The following is a 2818-nucleotide window of genomic DNA, read 5'->3' as shown; positions in this document are numbered from 1 at the left end:
TTCTGACTTTCTTAAATAACGTGGATTCTCTACAGTATTGCCTTGAGCATCGGTATAAAATTCCTTTAACCCTAGGTCAATTCCTGTTATTTGTCCCGTTGGTTTATGGTATTCTTGCCGCTCTACGTCAATCAAAAACTGACAATAATAACCATCAGCACGTCTAACAACTCTTACCCGTTTAATCTGTTGCTCTGAATAATAAACTAAGGTTTTTTGACTACACCATAAATCAAATTCTCCTGCTTTAAAGCCATCGGTGAACTTGATTTTACGTCGCTCATCAGATAGTTTGTAGCCCGTTAATTTGTATTCAACAGAACGGCTATGTTTTTTAAATCGAGGAAACCCCTTTTTCCCCGGTATCTGGGCATCGACAATTATGATAAAACCGATTAATTGATTGCCAGGCTCTATCAGCAGCCGATTGACGAGCTTGAGAGTTTAATTTCTTCACCCAAGGGGTCTCTTTATTGTTAGCTAGTACCGCACAAAGTTTTTGGAGATCATTGCGGGTTGTCCCTTGATTGGACCGCCAATAACGAACACAAGAGTTACGCACAAACTGAGAAGTTTTGATAGCTTCATCAAGCTGGTGATATTGCTCTGGTGTTCCGTTTTTTAGCTTTGCTTCTACGACTAGCATCTAACAATCCTCGACCATTGGCCAAATTAAGTATAACACAGTTTACCTACAAATGGTAGAATTAAAATCGGGCTTCGCAGTTAATATCCTGGTCGGATTTCATCCCCCGCAAAGGTTGATGTCTTGTCGAAAAATTTAGCGGGGGCATTCATCCGACATTTTAGGGAAATATGTTCTCATCCCATCTGCATTGATCCGAGTAACTTCGTGCTTTATTGGTTATTACTCTGTCAAGACTCATGATTAAACGCCAAAATCTTGCTTTTTCTCGTTATTTAACCTCAGTTACTCCCTTAACCGTCCTGTCTACCTTAGTATTTCTAGGTGCTTGTGGACAGCAACCCCAACAACAAGGAAGCCAACAACCCAGACAACAGGGACTTGAAGTCAAATTTCTCGTGGGAAGCGACCTAGCCCAATTCTGTCAGCAAGCAGCCACGAAATTGAACCAAAGCCAACCCAAACTCGCTAGCGGTGAAGCCTTTTACCTCAGTTGCGAAGCTAAAGGAAGCGGCGATGTGGTCCAAACGATTCTCTCGCTGGCCCAACAGTACCAAAATGGAACTCTCAAAGCCGATGCGCCCGAATTTCCCACCCTTTTATCCGTCGATGGCGAAATTTATCAGAGTCAACTCATCTACCAGATGAACAAGCTATTTCCCGGACAAAATTACATCCCGGAAATTACCGACTCACCCCTGATCGCCTACAGTCCGATGGTTTTCATGACAACCGCTGACCTCGCCAAGGGTTTAGAAAAAGTAGAAGATCCCTTCGTCGCCCTAGCTAAATTGGACAACTACCGCCAACTCGATCCCAAAGCCCCACCCCTCCCCATCACTTACGTCCACACCGCGCCTACCCGTTCTAATTCTGGCTTACAAACCCTGGTGGCCCAATTTGCTGCTGTAGCAGGTAAGCGCCCGGAAGATCTGACTGTAGCTGACGTAGAAAAATATCAGGGACAAATTCAACAGATCCAGAGTAAAATCACTCGCTATGGTACTTCTACCGCTTCCCTTGCCCAATCTATGGTCGCCAACGGACCCTTTTGGGCTTCGGTAGCCTCAGTTTACGAGTCTTTGGTAATTGCTGCTAACAGCCAAGCTGGTTCCAATCAAACGCGCTATCAAGCCGTCTATCCCAAGGCTACTTTCAGTTCCAATATGCGGGCAATTTTAGCCAATGCGCCTTGGATAAGTGACCGAGAAAAAGAAGCTGCTGAAAAGGTAATTGAATTCATTCTTTTGCCCGAAAACCAACAAATTGCCACAGATTTGGGACTGCGACCGGGTGTTCCAGGAGTAGCCTTGGGAAGCAAGTTTTCTGCTGAATTTGGCGTGAATCCTCAACCCACCTATGACTCTTACCGTTCGCCCCAACCAGAAGTAGTTGAAGCCATGCTTAAAAGCTGGCAAAATTATGCCAAGAAACCGTCGCAAGTAGCAGTAGTAATTGATACTTCTGGGTCGATGGAAGGGCAAAAACTGACATCAGTTAAGAATACTTTACTTAATTACGTTCAGAACCTGGGACCGAAGGAAAGAATTGCCCTAATTAGTTTCAATTCAGTTATTAACGAACCTGTGATTATAGAAGGAACTCCACAGGGGCGAGATCGCGGCATTGAATTTATTGGCCAACTGCGGTCCAGTGGTGGGACCAGACTTTATGATAGCGCCCTCTATGCCCGCAACTGGCTATCTCAAAATTTGCGGACTGATACTATTAATGCCGTGTTAATCTTAACTGATGGAGAAGATTCGGGGTCACAAATTAATCTGGATCAGTTGGAACAAGAGTTGCAAAAGAGTGGCTTTTCTTCCGATCAGCGAATTGCTTTCTTTACTATTGGTTATGGGAAAGAAGGAGAATTTAATCCCCAGGCTTTGCAAAAAATTGCCGAAGTTAACGGCGGTTACTATCGTCAAGGAGATCCAGCGACTATATCAACTGTGATGGGAGACTTGCAAGTAGAGTTTTAAGGCTCTTCGGTTTGTGTTATGCAATGGACGGGGATTATAAGGGATGTAACCCTTATATAGAAAGGCATTTAGCGATTTTTGTCAATTGTTTTTTATCTAGAGCGAACTAATCAATTAAGTCTCTTACCAGATAAGGATTTAGTCGATTTATGCCCCCCTATCGAACCATACCAAGTAACGAAGAACC

General features: G+C 43.9%; 1 protein-coding gene and 1 pseudogene. One reads left to right on the top strand and one right to left on the bottom strand.

Translation table 11 applies throughout. The features are described from left to right. A pseudogene (locus O9332_RS22645) lies at window positions 1-646 on the bottom strand (RNA-guided endonuclease InsQ/TnpB family protein); the annotation flags it as partial. A gap of 239 nt (window positions 647-885) precedes the next feature. Here O9332_RS22645 and O9332_RS22640 point away from each other — a divergent pair. Beyond that, window positions 886-2631, top strand: a complete 1746-nt coding sequence (locus O9332_RS22640) for a VWA domain-containing protein (protein WP_043999401.1) — start codon at window positions 886-888, stop codon at window positions 2629-2631. Window positions 2632-2818 lie beyond the last annotated feature (187 nt).

It is taken from the genome of Microcystis sp. LE19-10.1B (assembly GCF_027530565.1).
Lineage (GTDB): Bacteria > Cyanobacteriota > Cyanobacteriia > Cyanobacteriales > Microcystaceae > Microcystis > Microcystis aeruginosa.
Note: the sequence above shows the minus strand (reverse complement) of the source record. Positions and strands in the feature narration are given on the sequence as shown.

What these genes read in the sequence shown, in the direction of transcription:
- O9332_RS22640 (WP_043999401.1), top strand. Translation starts at nt 886, where the DNA reads ATGATTAAACGCCAAAATCTTGCTTTTTCTCGTTATTTAACCTCAGTT.